Annotated in this window: 22 protein-coding genes and 1 tRNA gene; 8 read left to right on the top strand and 15 right to left on the bottom strand. The window is 67.9% G+C overall.

The features are described 5' to 3' along the window. Positions 1–53: 53 nt before the first annotated feature. The 4 genes from O3669_RS03380 to O3669_RS03365 all read left to right on the top strand — a co-directional run bounded on the left by O3669_RS03380 (position 54) and on the right by O3669_RS03365 (position 3,957). Complete coding sequence (locus O3669_RS03380) at positions 54–1,358, top strand: magnesium transporter MgtE N-terminal domain-containing protein (RefSeq protein WP_219751033.1); 1,305 nt, start codon at positions 54–56, stop codon at positions 1,356–1,358. Continuing rightward, positions 1,351–1,905, top strand: coding sequence for a DUF1003 domain-containing protein (locus tag O3669_RS03375; RefSeq protein WP_371523638.1), 555 nt, complete (start codon positions 1,351–1,353; stop codon positions 1,903–1,905). The genes O3669_RS03380 and O3669_RS03375 overlap by 8 nt, the downstream gene beginning before the upstream one ends. Positions 1,906–1,948: 43 nt before the next feature. Then, positions 1,949–3,079, top strand: a complete 1,131-nt coding sequence (locus O3669_RS03370; RefSeq protein WP_371523636.1) for an Mrp/NBP35 family ATP-binding protein — start codon at positions 1,949–1,951, stop codon at positions 3,077–3,079. 248 nt (positions 3,080–3,327) lie between these two features. Continuing rightward, positions 3,328–3,957, top strand: coding sequence for an O-methyltransferase (locus O3669_RS03365; RefSeq protein WP_295918841.1), 630 nt, complete (start codon positions 3,328–3,330; stop codon positions 3,955–3,957). Between the two features lie 90 nt (positions 3,958–4,047). Here O3669_RS03365 and O3669_RS03360 read toward each other — a convergent pair whose 3' ends face one another. The 3 genes from O3669_RS03360 to dapE all read right to left on the bottom strand — a co-directional run bounded on the left by O3669_RS03360 (position 4,048) and on the right by dapE (position 6,331). Then, entirely contained in the window at positions 4,048–4,212 is a 165-nt protein-coding gene (locus O3669_RS03360; RefSeq protein ID WP_295918844.1) for a DUF3117 domain-containing protein, read from the bottom strand. Between the two features lie 191 nt (positions 4,213–4,403). Continuing rightward, the gene (locus O3669_RS03355; protein WP_371523635.1) at positions 4,404–5,129 is read right to left on the bottom strand and encodes a TIGR00730 family Rossman fold protein; all 726 of its coding nucleotides are present in this window, start codon (positions 5,127–5,129) and stop codon (positions 4,404–4,406) included. Between the two features lie 53 nt (positions 5,130–5,182). Next, the gene (gene dapE, locus O3669_RS03350; RefSeq protein WP_371523634.1) at positions 5,183–6,331 is read right to left on the bottom strand and encodes a succinyl-diaminopimelate desuccinylase; all 1,149 of its coding nucleotides are present in this window, start codon (positions 6,329–6,331) and stop codon (positions 5,183–5,185) included. Positions 6,332–6,466: 135 nt separating this feature from the next. Between dapE and O3669_RS03345 the strand changes: the two genes are divergently transcribed. The 3 genes from O3669_RS03345 to O3669_RS03335 all read left to right on the top strand — a co-directional run bounded on the left by O3669_RS03345 (position 6,467) and on the right by O3669_RS03335 (position 9,249). Beyond that, on the top strand, positions 6,467–7,237 hold the full coding sequence (locus O3669_RS03345; RefSeq protein ID WP_371523633.1) for a phosphomannomutase: 771 nt from the start codon (positions 6,467–6,469) through the stop codon (positions 7,235–7,237). A 186-nt stretch (positions 7,238–7,423) separates the two neighbouring features. After that, complete coding sequence (locus O3669_RS03340) at positions 7,424–8,392, top strand: DNA cytosine methyltransferase (RefSeq protein WP_371523632.1); 969 nt, start codon at positions 7,424–7,426, stop codon at positions 8,390–8,392. Then, complete coding sequence (locus O3669_RS03335) at positions 8,389–9,249, top strand: NgoMIV family type II restriction endonuclease (RefSeq protein WP_371523631.1); 861 nt, start codon at positions 8,389–8,391, stop codon at positions 9,247–9,249. Before O3669_RS03340 ends, O3669_RS03335 begins: the two co-directional genes overlap by 4 nt. 80 nt (positions 9,250–9,329) lie before the next feature. Here the strand turns inward: O3669_RS03335 and O3669_RS03330 are convergent, their stop codons facing one another. The 6 genes from O3669_RS03330 to O3669_RS03305 form a co-directional block, all read right to left on the bottom strand. After that, on the bottom strand, positions 9,330–10,514 hold the full coding sequence (locus O3669_RS03330) for a BMP family ABC transporter substrate-binding protein (protein ID WP_295918856.1): 1,185 nt from the start codon (positions 10,512–10,514) through the stop codon (positions 9,330–9,332). Positions 10,515–10,676: 162 nt separating this feature from the next. After that, a complete protein-coding gene (locus tag O3669_RS03325) occupies positions 10,677–11,795 on the bottom strand; it encodes a mannose-1-phosphate guanylyltransferase (protein WP_371523630.1) in 1,119 nt (372 codons plus the stop codon). A gap of 78 nt (positions 11,796–11,873) precedes the next feature. After that, positions 11,874–12,473 carry a 50S ribosomal protein L25/general stress protein Ctc gene (locus O3669_RS03320; protein ID WP_295918860.1) on the bottom strand — a complete coding sequence of 200 codons (600 nt, stop codon included), beginning with the start codon at positions 12,471–12,473 and terminating at the stop codon, positions 11,874–11,876. A gap of 166 nt (positions 12,474–12,639) precedes the next feature. Continuing rightward, on the bottom strand, positions 12,640–13,611 hold the full coding sequence (locus O3669_RS03315) for a ribose-phosphate diphosphokinase (protein ID WP_371523629.1): 972 nt from the start codon (positions 13,609–13,611) through the stop codon (positions 12,640–12,642). A gap of 24 nt (positions 13,612–13,635) precedes the next feature. Then, a complete protein-coding gene (locus O3669_RS03310; protein ID WP_371523628.1) occupies positions 13,636–14,685 on the bottom strand; it encodes a bifunctional N-acetylglucosamine-1-phosphate uridyltransferase/glucosamine-1-phosphate acetyltransferase in 1,050 nt (349 codons plus the stop codon). A gap of 42 nt (positions 14,686–14,727) precedes the next feature. Next, a tRNA-Gln gene (locus O3669_RS03305) sits at positions 14,728–14,798 on the bottom strand. A gap of 111 nt (positions 14,799–14,909) precedes the next feature. Between O3669_RS03305 and O3669_RS03300 the strand changes: the two genes are divergently transcribed. Continuing rightward, a complete protein-coding gene (locus O3669_RS03300; protein WP_295918864.1) occupies positions 14,910–15,542 on the top strand; it encodes a TetR/AcrR family transcriptional regulator in 633 nt (210 codons plus the stop codon). Positions 15,543–15,682: 140 nt separating this feature from the next. Here the strand turns inward: O3669_RS03300 and O3669_RS03295 are convergent, their stop codons facing one another. From O3669_RS03295 to O3669_RS03270, 6 genes are all read right to left on the bottom strand, one after another. Beyond that, positions 15,683–15,958, bottom strand: a complete 276-nt coding sequence (locus O3669_RS03295; protein WP_295918866.1) for a DUF1540 domain-containing protein — start codon at positions 15,956–15,958, stop codon at positions 15,683–15,685. A gap of 350 nt (positions 15,959–16,308) precedes the next feature. Beyond that, on the bottom strand, positions 16,309–18,306 hold the full coding sequence (locus O3669_RS03290; RefSeq protein ID WP_371523627.1) for a glycosyl hydrolase family 28-related protein: 1,998 nt from the start codon (positions 18,304–18,306) through the stop codon (positions 16,309–16,311). Positions 18,307–18,612: 306 nt separating this feature from the next. Continuing rightward, complete coding sequence (locus O3669_RS03285; protein ID WP_371523626.1) at positions 18,613–20,547, bottom strand: ABC-F family ATP-binding cassette domain-containing protein; 1,935 nt, start codon at positions 20,545–20,547, stop codon at positions 18,613–18,615. Next, complete coding sequence (locus tag O3669_RS03280; protein ID WP_371523624.1) at positions 20,547–21,530, bottom strand: 4-(cytidine 5'-diphospho)-2-C-methyl-D-erythritol kinase; 984 nt, start codon at positions 21,528–21,530, stop codon at positions 20,547–20,549. The genes O3669_RS03285 and O3669_RS03280 overlap by 1 nt, the downstream gene beginning before the upstream one ends. A gap of 39 nt (positions 21,531–21,569) precedes the next feature. Continuing rightward, positions 21,570–22,556, bottom strand: a complete 987-nt coding sequence (gene rsmA / locus O3669_RS03275; protein WP_295969356.1) for a 16S rRNA (adenine(1518)-N(6)/adenine(1519)-N(6))-dimethyltransferase RsmA — start codon at positions 22,554–22,556, stop codon at positions 21,570–21,572. Positions 22,557–22,620: 64 nt separating this feature from the next. Beyond that, positions 22,621–22,761 carry a hypothetical protein gene (locus O3669_RS03270; RefSeq protein ID WP_371523623.1) on the bottom strand — a complete coding sequence of 47 codons (141 nt, stop codon included), beginning with the start codon at positions 22,759–22,761 and terminating at the stop codon, positions 22,621–22,623. Positions 22,762–23,053: the final 292 nt, after the last annotated feature.

Genomic DNA, 23,053 nt, shown 5'->3' with positions numbered 1-23,053 from the left:
GCGGCGACCGGCTCATCAGTACGCATCTCTGGTCACCAGCCTAAGATGGAAGAGTGAGCATTGCATCTATTGAACTAGGCACCAAGAGTCGGCGCGTCTACATCGGAAAGCTCGCTGGCACTAGTGTTTTCGACCCTTTGGGCGACCAGGTCGGCAAGATTCACGATGTCGTTGTCATCTTTCGGCTGAAATCCGAGGCCAACGTCATCGGCTTCGTCGTCGAGGTCGGCCCGCGTAAGCGTGTCTTCCTGCCTCTCACTCGCGTCACCGCCATCGAGTCCGGTTCCGTCATCACGACGGGCCTGCTCAACATCCGTTCGTTCACGCAGCGTCCCATCGAGACACTCGTCCTCTCCGAGCTCTTCGATCGCGTCGTCACCATGAACGACGGCTCGGGCCAGGTGCGCATCCTCGACGTCGCGATGCGCCAGCGCCGCCCCAAGGACTGGGTGATCTCCACGTTGCACGTCCAGCGCGTGCGCACGTCCTCCCTCGGTTTCACGCGCAGTGGCGAGACCCTCACCGTGGACGTGTCCGAGGTCTCCGGCCTGCTCAAGACCGACTCAAACCAGGCGGCGACCGCGCTCGTGCAGTACACGGAGGACATGCGCCCCGCGGACCTGGCGGACTTCATGCACACGCTCCCCCAGGACCGCAAGATGGCAGTCGCCATGCAGCTGACGGATGCACGCCTCGCCGACGTGCTCGAGGAGCTGGGTAACGACGACCGTATCGCGATCGTCTCCGCGCTGGAAGCCGCCCGAGCCGCCGACGTTCTGGACGTCATGCAGCCCGACGACGCGGCCGACCTCGTCGCCGAGCTGCCAGACGCGCAGGCCCAGTCCCTGCTGGCCCTCATGGAGCCCGAAGAGGCCGAGGACGTGCGTCGACTCATGACCTACGACGAGTCGACCGCCGGTTCGCTCATGACCACCGAGCCCGTCATTTTCGGCCCGAACGCGACCGTCGCGCAGATGTTGGCTGCCGTACGACGCGAGGACATCCCGGCCTCGATCGCAACCGTCGCCTTCATCGCACGCCCACCCCAGGAGACCCCAACCGGCCAGTACCTGGGTATGGTGCACATCCAGCGCGCGCTGCGCGAGCCCCCGCAGACTCTGCTCGGCACGATCCTGGACCGCGACATCGAGTCCGTGGACCCCAACGCGCACATCGCGACCGTGACGCGTCTGCTGGCGACCTACAACCTGACGGTCCTGCCCGTCGTCGACGAGGACGGGCACTTACACGGCGCCGTCTCGGTCGACGACGTCCTCGACGAGCTGTTGCCCGAGGACTGGCGAGACTTCGACGACGACGTGACCGACCGCATGATGGCAAGGAGCATCGATGGCTGATCGTCTGGATAACCCGATCGACAAGCGTCAGTGGTTCTTCCGCCGCTCGTCGGGCGGCGGCGACGGCTTCGGCCGCTTCGCCGAGGCCACCGCCCGTTTCATGGGTTCACCCAAGTTCGTCCTCTACATGACGATCTTCGTCATCGCGTGGATCGGCGCGAACCTGATGCTCGCCGGCATCAGCGAGAAAGCCGCCTGGGACCCCTACCCCTTCATCCTCCTGAACCTCGCGTTCTCGACCCAGGCCTCGTACTCGGCCCCGCTGATTATGCTCGCGCAGAACCGCCAGGACGCCCGCGACCGCGTCGTGGCCGAGCAGGACCGTCTTCGCGCGGAGCGTAACCTCGCCGACACCGAGTACCTTGCCCGCGAGATCGCCGGCCTGCGCCTGGCCCTCCAAGACGTCGCCACGCGCGACTTCGTGCGCTCCGAACTGCGCGACATGCTCGAAGACCTGCGAGCAGAGATCGCCGCGGACGCAGCCAAGGCCTCGGGCACGGACGCGGACGCCACCCGGGACACCGAAGGACACTCTCAAGCCGACTAACGTCCTCTAGAAGATGGGCGCCCCGGCCAGTAGAGTGGTCTCCATGCCAGTCACGCTTGAATCCGTCATGGACGCTCTCGGCCAGGTCATCGACCCCGAGATCCGTCGCCCCATCACCGACCTGAACATGGTGACCCCCGACCTGGTCACCATCGACGGCTCCTCCGTCGCCGTCAAGGTCCTGCTCACCACCGCCGGATGCCCCCTGCGCACCCAGATCACCAACGACGTGAAGGAACGCGTGGGCGCCATCGACGGCGTCGAAAACGTCTCCGTCGAGATGGGCGTCATGGACGAGGCCCAGAAGAAGGCGCTGCGCGAAAAGCTCAACGGCGGACGCCCCGAGCGCGAAATCCCCTTCTCCCGCCCCAACTCCCTGACCCGCGTCATCGCCGTCACCTCCGGTAAGGGCGGCGTCGGCAAGTCCTCCATGACCGCGAACCTGGCCGCCGCGCTGGCCGCGCAGGGCCTCAAGGTCGGCGTCATGGACGCCGATATCTACGGCTTCTCCATCCCCCGCATGCTCGGCGTCGACCACGACCCGCAGGTCATCGACGGCATGATGATCCCGCCCGTGGGCGCCGGGGGCGTCAAGGTCATCTCGATCGGCATGTTCGTGCCCGACGGCCAGGCCGTCATCTGGCGCGGCCCCATGCTCCACCGCGCCCTCCAGCAGTTCCTCGCGGACGTGTTCTGGGGCGACCTGGACGTTCTGCTCATCGACATGCCTCCGGGCACGGGCGACGTCGCGATCTCGATCGCGCAGCTGCTGCCTAACTCGGAGATCCTCGTGGTGACGACCCCGCAGGTCGCGGCCGCCGAGGTCGCTGAGCGCGCCGGTTCCATCGCCGCCCAGACGAACCAGAAGGTCATCGGCGTCGTCGAAAACATGTCCTTCCTGCCTCAGCCCGACGGCTCTCGCCTGGAGATCTTCGGCGCGGGCGGCGGCGAGTCCGTCTCTGCCCGCCTGACCGCCCAGCTCGGCTACGACGTGCCGCTCCTGGCCCAGGTGCCCCTCGACATCGCCCTGCGTGAGGGCGGCGACCGCGGCGAGCCCGTGGCCGTGGCCTCCGGCCCCGCCGCCGAGGTCTTGACCTCGCTGGGCGCAACCCTGGCCTCGACGAACCGCGGCCTGGCGGGGCGCCCCCTCGGGGTCTCCCCCATCCAGCACTGACGCCCGCGACAGCGCTCCTCGCCATGGCCTCGTCCTCACCGACGAGGCCGTGGTTGCGTTGTGGGGTCCTCGTTCCTTTTTCGAGGGCTTGCCGGATGCACTTCTCAGCGCTGTCGTCACGTTTTTCGCGGGAGATCGGAGCGCCAACGCGCCCCTGTCGCCCCTCGCCTGTACCCTGATGCCTGGAGAGGGGCGCACACACGTGGACGCACCTTGCTGTGGCGACCGAGGAAACGTGAGGATCACAGATGGCGGATAAGGCCCAGACCTGGGTGTACACCGAAGATTACGTGGCGGAGAGCGACGCTCTGACCGCCGCGCGCGCTGTCGCATCCGAGCTTGGAGCTTCCCCCGTGTCCTCTGGTACCGGAGCCGCCCTGCGTATGCTCGCCGCTGTCGCGGGCGCGCGAGCCGTCCTCGAGGTGGGCACGGGCGCCGGAGTGTCCGGCCTGTGGCTCCTTGACGGTATGGCCCCCGACGGCGTCCTGACGACCATCGACGTCGAGTCCGAGCTACTGGGCCACGCACGCCGCAACTTCGCCGCCGCCGGCCTGTCTTCCCACCGCACGCGCCTGATCGCCGGGCGTGCCCTCGACGTGCTGCCCCGCATGGCCGCGCGCGGCTACGACATGGTCGTCCTGGACGGGGACCTCGACGAGACCCCGCAGTACCTGGATCACGCCGTGCGCATCCTGCGCCCCGGCGGCACCATCGCCTTCGTCCATGCCCTGTGGCACGACCAGGTGGCCGACCCCGCCCGCCGCGACGCCCGCACCGTCGTCGCCCGCGAAGTCGTCAACTACCTGCGTGACTCTGAAGAATTCGTGCCCGCTCTGCTGCCCGTCGGCGACGGCCTGGCGGTCGCCGTCAAGCGCTGAGAGACGCGCTCTATCGCCGCTGGGAGCGGCGCACCAGAGATAACAAAGCGGTGGGACAGGCCAGGCCTGTCCCACCGCCGTTATGTCGCCTTAGATCGCCGACGTCAGAACCTCAGCCAGGTCCTGGGCTTCCTGCGGGCTCATTTCGATAACGAGGCGGCCGCCCCCTTCGGTGGGGATCCGCACGACAATGCTGCGACCTTCCGCGGTCGCTTCGAGGGGACCATCCCCCGTGCGAGGTTTCATCGCTGCCATGTTGAGGACTCCTCTCAGAGTAGCACCGCCGCCACCTGCGGCGGCACACCCATCAATCTTACCGGAAAACCGCGCACTTTCCTTGACAGGTCGCCCAGCATCACACCCACAAAATAGGCCGAGCGATCAATTAAGTCTGACAATCCTGCGATAATTCCTCTTCAGCGCCCCTCACAAAGCCGTAACATCTACTAGGCACCCGTGGCCAGGCGCACCGCCTCCTCCGGATCGTCCACGACGTGCAGCAGGTCGACGTCTCCGGGCGAGATCATGCCCGCATCGGCCATCGAGGAGCGAATCCAGTCGACCAGGCCCGACCAATAGGCAGTGCCGACGAGCACCAGCGGGAAGGAACGAATCTTGCCGGTCTGAACCAGGGTCGCCGACTCAAAGAGCTCATCCATCGTGCCAAAACCGCCCGGCATGACGATAAAGCCCTGGGAGTACTTGACGAACATGGTCTTGCGGGCAAAGAAGTAGCGGAAGTTCACGCCGCGGTTTACCCACCGGTTCATGCTCTGCTCGTGCGGCAGCTCGATGCCCAGGCCCACGGACGTGCCGCCGGCCTCCCACGCGCCGCGGTTCGCGGCCTCCATCATGCCCGGCCCGCCGCCCGTGATGACCGCGTAGCCGCGCTCGACCAGCAGCTCGCCGATGCGCCGAGCGCACTCGTAGAGGGGGTCATCCGGGCTCGTGCGGGCCGAGCCGAACACGGAGATGGCGGGGCCAACCTTCGCCAGGGCCTCGAAGCCTTCCACGAACTCGGACTGGATGCGCAGGACGCGCCAGGGGTCAGTGTGCTTCCAGTCGGAGCTGTGCTCGGTCTGGAGCAGCGACGCATCGGCCGTCAGACGCGGGATCTGGTCCCCACGCAGGACGACGGATCCGCGGCGGTAGGTCTCTTCAGGGGTACTCATGATCGTTTCCTCCCGGTCAACGAGGGTGCGCGCCACGCGCGCGTGAGCGCTCGCTACTGCGCGAGCAGGAATGCACGCAGGGTGTCGTGCACCCTGACAATATCCGATACCGGCGTATGTTCGTCGCGCGTGTGGGCAAGCAGAGGATCCCCGGGGCCAAAGTTCATCGCGGGGACCCCCACCTGCGTAAACCTGGCGACGTCGGTCCACCCAACCTTGGCGGACAGACCCAGCTCAACCCCGGCCTCGGCGGCGCGAGCGCGCGCAACGGACAAGAAACGCTCAGCGACGGGAGAATCCGCGCCGGGCCTGGCGCCCTCGCACAGGTCGTCGACGTCGATGGTTGCGCCGGTGCCCTCAAAGAGGCCGCGCACCCACTCCAGGGCGTCGTCGGCACGCTTGGAGGGCGCGAAGCGGTAGTTGACGGTCATGGAGGCCACCTCGGGGATCACGTTGTTCGCGATGCCGCCCTCGACGCGCACGACCGAAAGCGATTCGCGGAACTCGAGGCCGTCGACCACCTCGACGGGGTTTCCGTAGGCGGCGATGCGCTCAATGACGGGGGCCATCGCGTGGATCGCGTTCACGCCCATCCAGGCGCGCGCCGAGTGCGAGGCCCGCCCCGGGAAGTGCGCAATGACGCGCAGTGTCCCGTTGCAGCCACCCTCGACCTGCGCGGCCGTCGGCTCACCCAACAGCGCCAGGTCGCCCGCCAACCAGTCGGGGAAGCGTCGCTGGATGCGGCCCAGGCCGTTCAGATGCGAGGCGACCTCCTCATGGTCGTAGAAAATCCAGGTGACGTCCGAGGTCAGCACCTGCTGCGCGCCGCCCGCGATCGCAGCCCCGGCCTCGCACGCGAGCGCGAGCGCGGCCGCGCAGCCGGCGAGCATGTCGACCGAGCCGCGCCCCCACACGACCTCAACGCCGTCGCGGACCTCGGTGCGCCCGGGCACGTTGTCGGCGATCGGCACCGTGTCCAGGTGCCCCGCCAGAACGACGCGATCGGCCAGGCCGAGGTGGGTCCGCGCGCACACGGCGTCCCCGTCGCGCAGGATCTCCAGGGCGTCCACGGTCCCGAAGCCCGCATCGCGCAGGGCGGCCTCGACCGCGTCCGTGAGCGGCCCTTCATTGCCCGACTCCGAGGGGATGTCGATCATCTGGCGCGTCAGCGAAAGAGCGTCCGTTGTGTCCGTCAGCTGCATGTTTCCTCCTTCATCGCTGCCCCCAGGATAGCGGCGCGCTCCCCCACCTGCGTCACGCGGCTGCCCGAACGCGCGGGGTGGGAGCGCCGCGCCTCTCCGCTTTCCGCACCCGAGACACGGTGTTACTCTCAACACATGACACGCTCTGCTGGCCCGTCCCTGTTCGCGGGTATCACTTCCTTCCTCGCCTCTGCGACGCGGGGTCGTTTCCGCCTCATCATCGGCTACGAGGATCCGCGCTGCGACGAGCTGGCCCGCGACGGCGCCGCGATCATCGAGGCGGCCAACGGCCACGCCCTCCTCATGCCACGCGCTCTGCCCGCGCCGCTGACAGCCTTCGCGGTACGCATGGTGATGGCCGACGGCGCCGTCTATGTGCGCGCCAGCGGCGAGGCACTCATCTACCTCGGCGGGCGCGCGGTGGAGCGTACACGCGAGGGCGCCCCCGCTTCCGAGACCGAGCTGGCCCTCATCGACCAGGCCGTGGCCGGGCTGGGCGAGGACCCCGCCCTCCCGCGCGCCGAAGGCGGCTGGGAGTTCGTGGGCGAGGGTATGATCGGCGCCTACGTGGACCGAGCCGTCTCGCGCCTGTCTGACCTGGGGTCTCGCTCGCCGGTGCCCGTGCGCGTGGACGAGGCCTCGGGCCTCCTGGCCACCCTGCTGGAGCGCCTGGGAGTCCCCATCGACGAGGCCGGGGCGGGCCTGGCCCTGAGCGTGTCCACCGACGGTCGCACTCTGGCCTCCTCCCTGCCCGAGGACGCGGTGCGTCAGTGCCTGGCGCACGCCCTGACGACGAATCCCGCGGCGCCCTCCGGCCCCGGCCAGTACTGCGTCGACCCGGCCTTCGTGCTGGACGCCGACGCGATCACCGCGGGCGCGGCCCTTGCTCTCATGACCGCGCGCTAACCGCCCGCGGCGCCCCGGCCTCGTCCCCGACAACCCACGCGGGACGCAGATGAGCACGGCTGTCCCTAGCCTGCACGTATGAGTGAGAACACCCCGCTGCCACCCGCCGTGCGGCGCTTCGATCGGCGCACCCCATCCGCCCCTCCCCTACAATCGTCCGGTAGACACAGCGGCGGAAGGTGGGACATGGCCCTGACATCGATTGAGATCTGTGCAGGTGCGGGCGGACAGGCGCTCGGACTGGAGCAGGCCGGATTCGATCACGTGGCCGTCGTCGAAATCGATCACCACGCCTGCAACACGCTGCGCGAAAACCGTCCGAGCTGGAACGTCATCGAGGGCGACGTCGTCCCCTGGATCAAGGAGCACGCGCACGAGTACGCCGGGGTCGACCTGGTCGCCGGAGGCGTGCCCTGCCCGCCCTTCTCCTACGCGGGCAAGCAGCTGGGCCCCGACGACGAACGCGACCTCTTTCCCGCCATGATCGAGCTCGTGCGCGTCGTGCGCCCGCGAGCCATCATGATTGAGAACGTGCGCGGCCTGCTGGATCCCAAGTTCGCGCAGTATCGCGCGGACGTCGAGGAGCACCTGCGCGAGATCGGCTACGGCCTGCAGTGGAAGCTCCTGCAGGCCTCCGACTTCGGCGTCCCCCAGCTGCGCCCGCGCGTCATCGCCGTGGGTCTGCGCGACGACATCGAGGCCTCCTTTGAGTACCCCGAGCCGTCCCCGCAGGATGCGCCCACGGTCGGCCAGACCCTCGTCGACCTGATGGCGGCGCGCGGCTGGAAGGGCGCGCAGGAATGGGCCAAGCGCGCCAACCGCATCGCGCCGACCCTCGTGGGCGGCTCTAAGAAGCACGGTGGCCCCGACCTGGGGCCCACGCGCGCCCGACGCGCATGGGCTGAGCTGGGCGTCAACGGTTCGACGATCGCACCCGAGGCCCCCGACCCCGATTTCCAGGGCGACCCGCGCTTGACCGTTCGCATGACCGCCCGCATCCAGGGTTTCCCTGACGACTGGACGATCACGGGGGCAAAGACCAACGCGTATCGCCAGGTTGGCAACGCATTCCCGCCGCCCGTCGCGCGCGCAGTCGGCGAGCGGATCGCCTCCGTGTTGAACGCCTCGTCGGCCTCAGGCGAGGCCGTCGCATGAGCGTCAACCTGGCCGAGCAGCGTGCTCTCTTCCACCGCCACCTGACGGAGTCGGGCACCCTGTCGATCAACGCCGACGGCGTGGCGAGCAATGCGGACAAGAACCAGCGCCTCTCGTGCCAGCTGGCGCTGGCGGTCGCCCAGCGCCTGGGCGCCCCCAGCGGCATGCGTAAGCTCGACGGGCAGCGCGCGGGAAAGAACTTCGAGGAGGCCGTCTCCGCTTTCCTGTGCGACTCCTTCCCCCACATGTCGGCGCTGCGTCCGGGCCGCTGGGAGGTCCTCAACGTCGGCAGCTCCCGACAGGGCCAGTTCCTGGCGCACTACGAGCCCTACCGCCACCTGGATGAGCTGGCCGAGGCCATCGCGCGCAACCCCACACTGGCGACCGTACTGGGCAACTCCTACGACATTTCGCCCGACGTTCTCCTCGTTCGCTCGCCGATCACGAACCGGGAACTCGAAGAGGCGGGAATCGCGGTCGGCAGCGCCGCCCAGTATTCCCCGTTGCTGGCACGTAACCAATCCTCCCCGATCGTGCACGCCGTCGTCTCGTGCAAGTGGACCCTGCGCTCGGACCGCGCCCAGAACGCTCGCTCCGAAGCGCTGAACCTGATCCGCAATCGCAAGGGCCGCACGCCCCACATCGTGGTCGTCACCGGCGAGCCAGCACCCTCGCGTCTGGCGTCGCTGGCCCTGGGAACGGGCGACATCGACACGATGTACCACGTCGCCCTGCCCGAGCTGGTGGAGGCCACCCACGCCTCGGACAACGCCGAGGCCACGAAGACGCTGGACAACCTGATCGACGGGCAGCGGCTGCGCGACATCGCCGACCTGCCCCTTGACCTGGCGATCTAGGCCAGCCCCGGCGCGAACACGCGCACACAGTCGTGCCCCGAGCCTGACGGCCCGGGGCACGAACGTCTCGCGGAATCAGCTCACACGTCGAAAGGCGTGGAGATGACCATGCCGCCCGTCTCGATCTGGCCAGCCATGTCGGACAGGCCCAGCTTGAGGTCGGAGGAGAGCATCGGCGTGTAGGCGCCGAAGCCGGTCAGGATGACGCCACCGGAAGCCAGGGACACCGGGACGGTCGACGCGGGCTTGCCCTCAATGGCCTCGGACACAAGGGTGTCCATGGCGGTGGAGTAGTCCAGGACGATGCCGGTCAGGACGGGCGCGCCGATGGTGGAGCGCACGGCGTCGGTGATCTGGATATAGCTGAACGCGTCCGAGAAGGACTGGGTGTCAACCTGCTCGACCACGGGTGAAGCGGACTGCGCGCCGGACTGGCCCGACATGACCTCCTCGGTGGAGGCGGCCTCGTCGCGGGTCAGGCCCTTGAGGTCGTCCTTCGTCAGGCCCGTCCACACCAGGCGCACCATCGGGTTCGCCGCCGCCGTGACGGCGCGGGCGGCGCCCACGTTGTTGTCACCGGCGATAGGCAGGATGATGTCGGCGCCCTGGGCGATGAAATCGGCGGTGGTGGCCTCGACCTGCTCGGCGCTGTCGACGTAGGTGCCTTCCTTCGTCCCGTTGTTCCAGCCCAGGATGGTGATCGAGGTTCCCTTGGCCAGGTTGTAGGCGTCGACGCCTTCCGCGAAAGCATCCATCTGGGAGCTGGTGACGTTGTCGCGCGACCCGCCGATGACAGCCAGCGTGCCCGTCGTGGTCATGCCAGCCGAGGCGTATCCGGCCAGGTAGGCGGCCTCCGAGGCCTTGACGTTGACGACGGAGCCGTTCTTGAGGGAGGCGGGGTTGCCCTTCGCATCCGTGAACGAGGCACCGACGAGCGCGAAACGGACCTTCGGGTTAGCGCGCGCGGCGTCGGACATGGAGACGGCCACGGTCGAGTCGGTGCCGACGATCAGGGTGCAGCCAGCTGCCACAAGCGAGGCCGGGGCGCCGTCGCCGGACGCCGCTTCGTAGGCGATCGACAACTTATTGGCGGCGCCAGCGAGGGCGGTCGCCGCGGGGTCGGTGGCAGCGTCGGCGTGCGATGTGGCGGCGCAGATCTTTGCGGAGGTGGCCGGTGTGGCGCTGGGTGCCTGAGAGCAGGCGCTCATGACCAGGGCGGCAGCCGTGGCCGTAGTAGTGAGGGCGGCGAGGGTCCGCTTATTCACGTCTGATGCCTTTCGTCGGGGCGTCTTTCTGCCCATCACGGTACCAGCCACAGTGCGCCGACCGCCGCCCGGGGCGGTGCACCTCACCCGGACACGAAAAGCCGCAGGCGGCGCAAGGCGTGGGCGCGGAACGCGTCATCTCGCGCCGCCTGTGCGCTGGCCTCAGAGCAGGTCGGAGCGACCGCTGTGCGCGAGCGTGTCGACGACGGCCTTAACGGACTGCGCGCGATCGAGTCGGGTGACGAGGATGGCGTCGGGGGTCAGGGCTACCGCGACGTCGGGCACGCCGACGAGGGCGACGAGCGGGCCCTCCTCACCGGTGGTCCCGTAGACCGCGGCGCCCTCGGAATCGACGCGGATTGCCTCGCCGAGGCCACCCGCGGCGGCCGCGATGCCGGTCAGGGCCTCGAAGTCCCCCAGGTCCGTCCAGCCGAGCTGCGCGTTGGCGGGTACGACGGCCACTCCCCCGTCGGCGGCGACGGGCTCGGCGATCGCGTGGTCGATGGCGATCTTCGTCAGGTGCGGCCAGTTCTCCTCGAGGGTCGCCTCGAACGCGGGGGTGCCCCACGTGCGCGCGATCGTCTCCAGGCGGGCGTGCAGGTCGGGCATGAGCCGGGCCAGGTGGGAGGCCAGAACGCCCGCGGACATGATGAACATGCCGGCGTTCCACAGGTAGCCCGCCGACACATAGCGCGCGGCCGTCTCGGCGTCGGGTTTTTCGACGAACTCAGCGACCCGGCGGGCCCTCGCCTGAGCGCTGGGGGCCCCGGCCTCGTCCCCGTCGCTCAACTGCGGGCCGGGGGCGATATACCCGTAGGCGGTCGAGGCCTCGGTGGGCGTCAGGCCGATCGTGACGACGTAGCCCTGGCGCGCGGCGTCAATCGCGGTCTCGACGGCGCTGCGCAGCAGCTCGGGGCGGGCGATCAGGTGATCTGCGGCGAACGAGCCGACGATGGCGTCCTCCCCGAAGCGCTCGCGCACGACGTAGGCGGCCAGGCCAATCGCGGCCATGGAGTCGCGGCCCGACGGCTCGATGAGGAGGGTGCGGTCCTGCGAAGAGGCGAACTCGGGCAGCTGGGCAAGCACGCCGTCGCGGTGCGCTGCTCCGGTCACGATGGTCACCGACGAGGCCGACTCAGCCAGACGGTCCACCGTGCCTTGCAGGAGGGTGCGGCCCGTACCGGCCAGGTCGAGGAGAAACTTGGGGCGGCGGCGCCGCGACAGCGGCCAGAGGCGGGTGCCGGCGCCGCCGGCGGGGATGATCACGTGGAGGTCACTCATGCCCCCAGTATCGCAGATACGACGAGGGGGCGAGGCACTGGCCTCGCCCCCTCGTGGAAAGCGTGTGCTACGCGAGTGTCACTCGGCGTCGCCCTCGGCGGGAGCCTCTTCAGCGGGGGCTTCCTCGGCCTCTTCAGCGGCGGCTTCCTGGACGGACAGGATGACCGTCTCGGCGTCGAGCTCGACCTCAACGCCAGCGGGCAGCTTCAGGTCGGAGACGTGCACAGCAGAGCCGGCCTCGACGCCTTCGATGGAGACCTCGACGTGCTCGGGGATGGAGGTGGCGGGGGCCTTCACCAGGATGGTGAACTCCTCCAGGGAGTGGACGGTGCCGGGCACGGGCTCGCCGACGACGACGACGGGGACCTCGACGTCGACCTTCTCGCCGGCCTTGACGGCCTGGAAGTCGGCGTGCAGGATGTCGCGGCGCACGGGGTGAACCTGAACGTCCTTGACGAGGGCGAGCTGGGACTTGCCGTCGATCTTGAGCTCAACGAGCGCGTTCTTGTTGCCGCGGACGATGAGGAAGAGGTCGTGGCCGGGAACGTCGAGGTGACGGGGCTCTTCGCCGTGGCCGTACAGGACCGTGGGGACCTTGCCTGCGCGGCGGGCGCGGCGGGCAGCACCCTTACCGAACTCGGAACGCTCTTCGGCAAGCAGGACGGGGTTGTCGCTCATGTGTTTTCCTTCGCATCTCAGGTCCGGCGTCGGTGTCGGCAGAGTGAAGGAAGCGCGGCGCGCATCAATTCAGGCCCTGTCGATAACGGCGGATACGGATCCGCCCTCGCCGGAGCAACCCCAACAGGGTACCTCACGGCGAGGGCGGATGTGAAGCGGGAAATGGTCAGTTAAACAGGGATGTGACCGAACCGTCTTCGAAGACCTCGTGGATCGCGCGGGCCAGGAGCGGCGCGATGGAGAGGACGGTGAGCTGCTCGAAGCGCTTCTCAGCGGGGATCGGCAGGGTGTCGGTGACGACGACCTCGGCAGCGCCGGACTCGGACAGGCGCTTGGTGGCGGGGTCTGAGAGGATGCCGTGGGTGGCCACGACGATGACCTTCTTGGCGCCGGCATCGTTGAGGACCTTGATGGCCTCGGTGATCGTGCCGGCGGTGTCGATCATGTCGTCAACCAGGACACATTCCTTGCCAGCGACCTCGCCGACGACGCGGTTCGCGACGGCGACGTTCGGGCGAGTCGTGTCGCGGGTCTTGTGGACGAAGGCCAGGGGTGCGCCGCCCAGCTTCTTCGACCACTTCTCGGCAACGCGGATGCGGCCTGCATCCGGGGAGACAATGGCCGTGTTGGACAGGTCGACACGGCCGCGCACGTAGTCCACGAGGACCGGCATGGCGAACAGGTGGTCAACCGGACCGTCGAAGAAGCCCTGCTCCTGCGAGGCGTGCAGGTCCACACTCATGATGCGGTCGGCACCGGCACTGCGGTACAGGTCAGCCATCAGGCGCGCCGAGATGGGCTCACGACCCTGGTGCTTCTTGTCCTGGCGCGAGTAGGGGTAGAAGGGAGCGACCACGGTGATGCGCTTGGCGGAGGCACGCTTGGCAGCATCAATCATGATGAACTGCTCCATGATCCACTTGTTGATGTCGCCCGCGATGGACTGCAGGACAAACACGTCGGCGCCGCGAACAGACTCGTTGAAGCGCACGTAAATCTCGCCGGAGGCGAAGTCGTAGGCCGTCACCGGCGAAACCCCACATCCGATTTCCTCGCCCACGGCGTGAGCCAGGTCCATGTGAGCTCGTCCAGAAACGAGGACGAGGTTCTTCTCTCCGGTGGTCACCAGTCCGCTCATGCGGTTGTCTCTCCTTGTGTTGGATCAGGCGCGAGGCGCCGCGATCAGTGTGCCGATGGTGGCGTATGGCTTAACCATCGTATCGGCTGCAACGCAGCCCTGACCGATCCACGCGGTGGGAACCACAGCTCGGTCCCCGATTTCCGCATCAATCAGTGTGGCGTTAGGACCGATTTCACAGTTACCCCCAACGCTTGTGGTACCCCTCAGGCAGGTGCCGGGGTAGATCGTGGTGTCTGCACCGACCCTCACGTCGACATCGACCCAGGTGGAGGCCGGATCGACGATGGTGACGCCGGAGCGCATGAGCGCCTCGCAGATGCGCTTGTTGAGCTCGGCGCCCAGCTCGGCGAGTTGGACACGGTCGTTCGCGCCCGCGCTCTGCCAGTGGTCGGTGAGCTCGAGGGCGCCAGCGGTGCGCCCGGCGGGCGCGGCGGCGGCCAGCACGTCGGTCAGGTAGACCTCGCCCTGGTCGTTGTCGGTCCCCAGGGAGGCCAGGGACTCGCGCAGGAACTGGGCGTCGAACGCGTAGATGCCCGCATTGATCTCGTTGATGGCGGCCTGCTCGGGCGTCGCGTCGCGCTGCTCGACGATCGCGGTGACCGTGCCCGATGCGTCACGGATGATGCGTCCGTAGCCGGTGGGATCCTCGACGCGCGAGGTCAAGACGGTGACAGCATGACCCGCTTCCTCGTGGGTGGCGACCAGCTGGGCCAGGGTATCCGTGGACAAGAGAGGCACATCGCCGTACGTGACGACGATAGTGCCGGGCGCGGGCGCGACGGCGCCGTCCAGGGCCGCGAGGCCACACTGGACAGCTCGTCCGGTGCCGGGAATCTCGTCCTGGTCGGCGATGATGGCGGCCGGGCTGACGCGCGCGATCTCGGCGGCGACCACCTCGCGCTGGTGACGCACGACCGCAACCAGATGCTCGGGGTCGAGGCCGTGAGCCGCGCGCAGAGCGTGTCCGATCATGGACAGGCCAGCGAGGGGATGCACGACCTTCGGGAGGGCGGATTTCATGCGCGTTCCCTGACCGGCGGCCAGGACGATGACGGCGGCGGGGCGAGACATATTCCTCCTCAAAGGGTTAACGGACCCCAACGGGTCCGATCGCTCCGCCCCTAGGATTCGAACCTAGACTAAAGGCACCAAAAACCTCTGTGCTGCCGTTACACCAAGGCGGAATGCGTCCACGGTGATAATACCCGGACCACTCCCACGCTTTCAAACGCGCCACTCCCCCGCGCGCGGAACGCCCACCCCGCCCCGGCCTCGTCCCGTGTGATACTGGATGCATGGCTGAGAAGAGGACACGGATGAGCGGCTTCGCACGCCGCGAGCAGCTGGTTGCCGTGGGGCGCTCCCTGTTCGCCGAAAAGGGGTTCGGGGCAACCAGCGTCGAGGAGATCGCCGCCCGAGCGAAAGTCTCCAAGCCCGTCATCTACGAGCACTTTGGCGGCAAGGAAGGTCTGTATGCCGTCATTGTCGACCGTGAGGTTCAGGCCCTGATTGCCTCCCTCCAGTCCTCCCTGGAGTCCTCCGAGCGTCCGCGCCTGATCCTGGAGAACGCCACGCTGGGTCTGCTGGACTACATCGAGCGCAACACGGACGGATTCCGCGTGCTCGTGCGCGACGCACCCTCGGATCGCACGGCGGGATCGTTTTCCTCCGTCATGGGTGACGTGGCCGTCAGCGTCGAGCACATCATCGCCGAGCAGTTCAAGCGTTCAGACTTCGACGCCACCTGGTCTCCCCTGTACGCGCAGATGCTCGTCGGCCTCATCGCACAGGTCGGCCAGTGGTGGCTGGATGATCGGCGCATGAAGAAGGACGAGGTCGCCGCCCACGTCGTCAACCTCATTTGGAACGGCCAGCGTGGCCTGAGCCCGCGCCCCACGTTGCGGGTGCGCGCGGGCGAGGAGCACTGACCTCCGATCCGCTCGGGGACGAGAGCGCGGGGCAGGCCCACTCTGGCGCATAGCTCGAGGCCCGCTCCCCCATCTGCGCCGAACATACGACGAGGCCGTGGCAGGTATTCCCGCCACGGCCTCGTTCGCGTGTGGTGCGCTCAGCGCGCCTCGTAGGAGAGGCAGTCCGCGGTGCCCGCGCCGACCGAGATGGAGGCGGCGGTGCACTCGAGGGCGTTGTTGTGGGTGCAGTCGGCCTTCTGGCAGGCGCCGACGAAGGTCTCGGCCTTGGCGAGGCCGCCCTTGACGGTCAGCGGGATGAAGGTCGTGCAGGAGGAGGAGTAGCCGACGGTGATCGCGGCGGCTCCGCAGTTCTTCTCCTTGTTGTAGGAGCAGTCGAGAACGGAGCAGTCGAGGATGCGGGGCATATCTGCCATTGGAGTGTCCTTTTCAACGTGGCCCCGAGGGGCTTCAATGTGGCCGGTCGCGACCGGGTTGGCCGCGCTGTTGACTCCAGTGATACGCCTTTTCGCAACATGTGCAAAAGAAAGGGTTTTTCGTTGCAACTCCAATGTTTGCAGCTCCTCTTCCGAGGCTCATTTACGAACTTTTGACATTACTAATTACGTAAATAAAACCTTCATTTCTTTTGCGTAATTCGGGTAGGTGAGCCTGTGCTGCGCCGGTGTGGCAACCCTTGCCTGACCCACACAAAGACGCCGAAGCGCCCGCGCCACCGAGGAGCAGCGCGGGCGCTTGTGGACCAGAGCAGTCAGTCAGGAAGCGATCACTTCGCAGACCAGAAGCGGATCACGATCGTCGTGCCGTCATCTGCGGGCTGCGAGCGCTCCAGATCGGCGACATAGTCGTAGGATCCAGAGAAGTCGGTCGACGTCGGCAGATACTGGGGCAGGTCAGCGAGGGTCACGTTGTAGACGCGCTTACCACCCTCGACGGAGTACTCCATGTCGGGCGTAATGGCCACGCCGTCCGCCTTGGAGACCCAGTAGCGGTTGATCGTGCCGTGAGCGCCGCGCTCGTCGCGCTGGTACCAGTAGAGGCTGTAGTTCTCCGTCTCGGGAACGGTGCGCACGACCTGATCCCCCACCAGCACATGGTTGACGATTGTCGCCTGCGCAGTGTCCATGGCCTCGTCGTCGCGCTTATTGTCGCGCAGCGTGATGCCACGAGCGGACAGAGCATCCTGGCCCAGGCCGAAGTCCGCGCGGATCTCCTCGGCGTAGGGGCGCACGATGAGATTGTCCGAGACGGTGACGTTACGAATGTCGCCCTTCGCTTCCTGGAAGTCGATCGCGCCGCGCGTGTTTCCGTAGAAGTCATCCGTGGTGCCCGAGCGCACGAGCTTGTTGTGCGAGATCGAGATGCCGCCGTCCGTGTTGAGGTCGAAGTTGTGACCGTCGAACACAGTGTTCAGGCGAATACCCGCACCGGAGAAGTTATTGACGATGAGGTTGTCCTTGATGACGTGGGACTTGCCACCGAAGAGCCCGATGGCGGAGGCTCGCCAGCCCAGTTCGACAGTGTTGCCCACGAAGGAGTTGCGCTCGGCGATGCGCGCCTGGCTGTTGGTGGACGTGTCGATGCTCGACCACGAGGCCAGACCATCGTCACCATTGCCGCGCACCGAGGAGTTACGAACCGTGGAGTTCGCAGTGCCCTGCGCGAAGTTGACGCCATCCGCGAAGTTGTTGCGAATACGCGCGTTTTCAATAACCATGCCGTCGGTGTAGGTCATCTGGCTGGCATCCACGTAGTCGCCCATCCAGAAGCCGCACTCGAAGTGCTCGACCCACACGTTGGCGACGCGGGTGTTCGCACCGGCCGAGCCAGCGAAGCCCTTGTACTGCGCCTTTTCACCGAAGCGAGACGTCAGGTTCGAAGACATGTAGAAGTCGGTCATGGTCACGCCGCCCACACCGCGGTTGAAGACGAAGCCACCGCCGCCAGCCTGGTCGGAGGTGAAGCGCACGTTGGTGTGCCACATGCCCGCGCCCTGGATCGTCAGGCCGGAGTGGTCCAGGCCGATCTTGCGGCCAAACTCCCACGTACCCGCGGGAATGTAGACGGTCTTGGAGGTGGCCGCAGCCTGGTTCATGGCCCAGATAAGCGCATCGGAGTCGTCGACGCCGTCGCCGGGCTTGGCTCCCTGGTAGTCGGCCACGCTCACGGCACCTTCGGGACGCTCGATGGCGGGCGCGGCCTGCTCGAGCTCGACGAAGTCGATGCCGTAGGCGTTCTGATCGTCGCCAACCTTGACGATCTGAATATGATCATCCTTCTGGATCTGGCGCCCCAGGAGTGTGTGCACCTCATCGAAACGGAAGCGCGCCTTCGTGCCTTCTCCTGGCTCGTCGTACACGTGGTCGCCGCCGACGTACTGCCAGGCGGTCTCGGAGGAGAGGTCGAGGGTCGCGACGGTCTCGTTGTTGACGCGCACGTCAACACGACCGGAGGTGTGATCGGGCAGGGTGAAGCGCAGGTCGAGGGCGTTGGCTGCGGTCGTCGCGACGAAGTCCAGGGAGGCATCCTTGCTCGTGAGTGCCACATAGGACTGTCCCGAGGCCTCAATGGCCGTCGATTCGAGGTCGTCGGAGCGCTCAAGCGTCGCCCCGTCGGAACGACTCGCCTCCTCGGCCTCGTATCGCGTGTAGGGGACGGTCGCGCCGTACTGTCCGTCGGCCGCGACCGCACTGGGAATCAGTGCGGGCACCAGCGCGATGACGCCGAGCAGGCCCACTCCGGCGATAAATGGTCCGCGTTTCATGTAACTCTCAAACCTCTCTTCATGCCCTGAAGCGCGCTCGCAGCGCCGCTTCGCTCCTAGGTTTCACTTGTTGGAAGGAACCCGGGCACATAGTAGCGGAATCTGACCACTATCAAAGAGTTGCTCAGAAATTTTCCCAGTCAAGAACCGCGTAATAATGCGAATAAGCCACAGACCAATATTTGCACTGTAAATATAATTATGAGATTCCAACGCGATCACAGGGATTGCGAATGAGGCGACGAGGTCTCGGCTACAGCTGCGCGAGAGGTGCTCGCCCCCGTCAGCCACCACTCACAGATCCGCTCACTCGAGCAAATCGGCGGCCTCGAGCCAAGCCTCCTCCAGCTCGTCCATCTCGGTCAGGACATCCTGGTGGGCCGCCGAGACCTTCGTCAGCTCGGACACTGCCGAGGGGTCCGTCGCCACCTTGATCGACAGCTTCTCCAGCTTCGCCTCCAGGGACGAGGCCTCGGCGCGCAGGCGCTCCAGCTTGCGTTCGATGCGGGCCACTTCCTTCTTGGCCGCGCGCCGCGCCGCAGCGTCACTCACGCCGCCGCGAGCGCTCCCCTGCCCCGCACTCTCCCCGCCCGAGGCGGCGTCCGCGGGCTGCGCGGCAGAGCGGGAGGCGGAGCCGGCCTCGTCGGTGCGAGAGGACGAACCGAACGCCCTGAAGTCGCCGGAGGCGCGCATCTGCAGGTACTGCTCGACGCCGCCGGGCAACGCACGGACTTGGCCGTCGCCGAGGAGGGCGACCTGGTGGTCGGTGACGCGCTCGAGGAGGTAGCGGTCGTGGGAGACGACGACGAGGGTGCCCGGGAAGGTGTCGAGCAGGTCCTCCATCGAGGCCAGGGTGTCGGTGTCGAGGTCGTTCGTGGGCTCGTCGAGGAGCAGCACGTTCGGCTGGCTCATGAGCAGGCGCATGAGCTGGAGGCGACGGCGCTCGCCGCCCGAGATCTCGCTGATGCGCGTGTAGGCGCGGGCGCGCGTGAATCCCATGCGCTCGGTCATCTGGGAGGCGCTGACCTCCTTGCCGTCCACGACGACGGTCTGGGCGACGTCGGCGACGGCCTCGACGACGCGCATGTCGGCCAGGGCGTCGAGCTCGTGCGTGTCCTGGGAGAGGGTGGCGACCTGGACGGTCTTTCCGCGCTTGACACGCCCCGAGGTGGGCTCGAGGTCGCCACGCAGCAGGTTCAGGATCGTCGTCTTGCCGGCGCCATTGACGCCGACAATGCCGACGCGCTCGGCGGGGGCCAGGCGCCAGGTGACGCCCTCGAGGATGCTCAGGCTCGAGCCGTCGGGGCGCGTGAAGGACACGGAGACGTCCTCGAGGTCGATGACGTCCTTGCCCAGGCGCGCGGTCGCCATCTTCACCAGCTCGACGGTGTCGCGCGGGGGCGGCACGTCGGCGATGAGGGCCTCGGCGGCGGCGATGTGGAACTTCGGTTTCGAGGTGCGGGCGGGCGCCCCGCGGCGCAGCCACGCGAGCTCCTTGGTGAGCAGGTTGGCGCGCTTGGCGGCGGCCACGTCCGCCTGGCGCATGCGCTCGGCGCGGGCAAGGGTGTAGGCGGCGTAGGAGCCGTCGTAGATTTCGACGTGCCCGGCGATCTGCGCGCGGTCGCCGCCCGGGTCGACGCCGGGGACGACCTCCCAGATGTGCTCGCACACGGCGTCGAGGAACCAGCGGTCGTGGGTGACGGCCAGGAGCGCGCCCGACGCGCCGGGGCGGGCGAAGCGGGCGTTCAGGTGCGCGGCGAGCCACGCCACGCCCTCGACGTCGAGGTGGTTGGTGGGCTCATCCAGGCACACGATGTCAGCGGTTGCCGCGAGGACGCGGGCGAGCGCGACGCGGCGGCGCTGTCCACCCGACAGGGTACCGACGAGGGCGGCGGGGTTGATGTCGGCGAGGAGTCCGGCGTGGATGTCGCGCACGGCGGGGTCAGAGGCCCACTCGTACTCCTCCATGCCGGGGTGAACGGCCTGGATCACGGTGTCCTCGGGGTCGAGCGTGTCCGCCTGGGTCAGGACGGCGACGCGCACGCCGTCGCGTCGGGTGACCACTCCCCCGTCGGGTTCCTGCGTGCCGGCAACGATACGCAGGAGGGTGGACTTTCCGGCACCGTTGGGGCCGAGGATGCCGACGCGGCTGCCGTCGTCGAGGCCGACCGTGACCCCTTCGAGGAGCTTGCGCGACCCCGCGAGGGCGCCGACGTTTTGGGTTCCGAGCAGGTGCGCCATCAGATGGCCTCCGTCGATTCGATGCGGGCGCCGCACGCGGGCCCGTGGGTGGGGATCGCGCGCGCGACCGTAGGCGCGTCGCTCAGGGTGGCCGCGAGCGTGCGGGCGTGCTCGGCGTCGCGCGCGAGGGCCGCGACGGTCGGGCCAGACCCGGACAGCGTGACGGCCAGGGCGCCCGCATCTGTCGCCGCGGCGATGGTCTCGGCCAGCTCGGGGCGCAGGCGCAGTGCGGGCGCCTGCAGGTCATTGACGAGGCAGTGGCTCAGTTCCTCGGGTTCCCCGCACAGGGCGGCGACCTCCTCGGGCGTGGGTTCGGCCAGGGCGGGGGCTCCTGCCGCGTCAACTCGGTCAAACTCGCGGAACACTGACGGGGTGGACAGGCCCTCGTGGGCGAGCAGCATGACCCAGTGGTGCTGGTACTCCGCCCCGGCCTCGTCCCCCTCGCGCAGGACACTCATGTGGTCACCTCGCCCGGTTCCCAGAGCGATACCGCCCGCCAGGCAGGCGGGCACGTCGGCGCCGAGCGAGCGACCGATGGCGTGCAGCTGCTCGTCTCCCAGGCCGAGGTCCCAGAGCTCGTTGCAGGCGACGAGGGCGGCCGCCGCGTCTGCGGATCCGCCGGCCATGCCGCCGGCGACGGGGACGCGCTTGTCGACGCGAATGCTCAGGCCCGCTGCGGTCGAGGCCCAGGGGCCCGCGGCGGCGAGGCGCTGGAGGACGCGCGCGGCTCGCACGGCCAGGTGGGTGGCCGGGTCCACGTCCGCCATGGCGCGGGTCGTGGCCTCGTCGACGCTGCCGTCGGGCAGGTAGGCGATCGTCTCGACGCGCACGCCGGGCGTCTTGGAGGTGCGCACGGTGACGGTCTCGCGCAGGTTGAGGGCCTCGAAGACCGTGACGAGGGGGTGGTAGCCGTCCGGCGTGGGCGCGCCCACGCGCAGGGTCAGGTTGACTTTTCCGGGCGCACTGGCGCGCACTTCACGCATGGCGTTCCTTCTTCCTGCCGATTGTCTGACCGGTGGCCGTCAGCGGGCAGCGGTCGAGGGCGCGAGGCTGCCGTTTGCGCGGGCCTCGATGACGGCGCGGCCCAGCTCGACGAACTCGTCAATCGAGAGGGTCTCGCCGCGGCGCGTCGGGTCGATGCCTGCTGCGGACAGAAGGGCCTCGGAGGCCTCGGGGCCGCCCGCCCAGTTCTTGAGGGCCGCACGCAGGGTCTTGCGGCGCTGGCCGAAGGCCACGTCGGTGACCTCGAAGGTGGCGCGGCGCAGCTCGTCGTCACCGCGCGGGCTCTCCAGGCGCGTCAGGCGCACGAGGGCGCTATCGACGCCGGGCACGGGCCAGAACACCGAGCGGCCGATCGTGCCGGCGCGCTCGACCGAGCCGTACCAGGAGGCCTTCACGGAGGGCACGCCGTAGGTGCGCGATCCGGGGCCGGCGGCCAGGCGGTCCGCGACCTCGGCCTGGACCATGACGACGACGCCCTGGATGGAGGGGAAGGCCTCGAGCATGTTGAGCAGAACCGGCACGGCCACGTTGTACGGCAGGTTCGCGACGAGCTTGGTGGGGGCGGGCCAGTCCACGCCGAAGTCATCGACGCCGCTGATTTCCGTGGCATCCATGGTGACAACGTGGAAGCGGTCGGCGGCCTCGCTCATGCGGGCGCGCACCGTCTCGGGCAACGCGGCGGCCAGGGGCGGGTCGATCTCGACGGCACGCACGCGCGCGCCGACTTCCAGGAGCGCGAGCGTCAGGGAGCCGAGGCCGGGGCCGACCTCGACGACCTCGTCGCCCTCTTCGACGCCACCGGCTGCGACGATCTTGCGCACCGTGCCCGCGTCATGCACGAAGTTCTGGCCGAGCACCTTCGTGGGGCGGATACCGAGCGCCTCGGAGATGGCCTTGACTTCAAGGGGGCCGAGCAGGCCCGTCTCGGAGGGGACGGCGCCCTCGGGCAAGGTCGGGTCGAGGCGGCGCGAATCGCGCTGGTTGCGGGGGCTGGAGGATCGGCTCACGCTGGCAAGTCTAGTGCACGGGGCCGACGAGGCCGGGGCTGGGCACGGTGTGAGGCTCGGAGCGTCACGGGGCGGGCGGAGGCGGCAGGACGACACGCACCTCGTACTTCCTCGCCTGCTCACCGAGGACAGCACGCCAGGCCAGGGCAGCGCGCCAGGCCAGGACAGCGCGCCAGGCCCAGCCCATCGCCGACTCCGCCAACATCTGACGTTCCTCAACAATGTCGCACGTAATTTAATCTGGTCAGATTCTAGCAATGCCACAAAACCGCATGATTCCAACGATGTGATTTCAAATCCTGAAATACACGCCGGGGAATTACGTGCAACATTGGAAACGAGGCCACGGAACAGGCAGCGCGCTCGGCACGGTCACACATCCGGATAGGTTAGCCACACGCGGATAGGTTAGCCACATCCGGATAGGTTAATAAGCTATCCAGATGTTCATTACCTATCCAGATGTTCGTTACCTATCCGGATGAGCGCGCTCTGCG

The sequence above is a fragment of the Pauljensenia sp. 20925_1_34 genome (assembly GCF_041432775.1).
GTDB lineage: Bacteria > Actinomycetota > Actinomycetes > Actinomycetales > Actinomycetaceae > Pauljensenia.
This window is presented reverse-complemented; position numbering and strand designations above follow the sequence as displayed.